This window comes from Vibrio sp. Vb2131 (assembly GCF_033338535.1).
Taxonomy (GTDB): Bacteria; Pseudomonadota; Gammaproteobacteria; order Enterobacterales; family Vibrionaceae; genus Vibrio; species Vibrio alginolyticus.
The window spans coordinates 1-652 of record NZ_JAWOSW010000087.1 but is presented as its reverse complement, the minus strand read 5'-3'; the positions used below and the strand labels follow the sequence as shown (position 1 = coordinate 652).

The 652-nt window shown below is 48.6% G+C and carries 1 protein-coding gene; it reads left to right on the top strand.

Translation table 11 applies throughout. The features are described from left to right. Positions 1–652: sigma-54 dependent transcriptional regulator (locus tag R7E38_RS23015; RefSeq protein ID WP_318082157.1), on the top strand; the 652-nt coding region annotated here is incomplete at both ends.

Here is a 652-nt window from a genome sequence, read left to right as displayed (position 1 = left end):
CAGAACACTTGGTTGAAACCGTAAAACGCGCCATTGAAAGACGCCAACTGACGAACGAAAATGAGAAACTTCGTCAATCACTCAAAGCAAGCCAAACGCTTGGCCCCCGAATCATCGGTGAAACCACCAGCATCCAAACGCTGCGAGAAACCATCACCCACATTGCTGATACTGATGCCGATATTCTGCTGTTTGGCGAAACAGGTACAGGTAAAGAGCTTATCGCCCGCTCACTGCACGAACAAAGTTCTCGTAGAAACAATAACTTTGTTGCGGTGAACTGTGGCGCGGTGCCAGAAAACTTAATTGAAAGCGAACTCTATGGTCACGAAAAAGGCGCATTTACTGGTGCAGAAAGTCGGCGTATTGGTAAGTTTGAATTTGCACAGGGCGGCACACTCTTCTTAGATGAAATCGAATCGATGCCAATTCAGGCACAAATTCGTTTGTTGCGCGTCCTGCAAGAGCGCGTGATTGAACGCGTTGGCTCAAACGAACTTTTACCTCTCGACATTCGCGTTGTCGCGGCAACGAAAGTGGATCTTAAACGTTCGGCGGAACAAGGCACATTTCGTCAAGACCTCTACTACCGCCTCAACGTGGTTACGCTAGATTTGCCTCCCTTACGTGAACGCAAGGAAGACATCCCTGC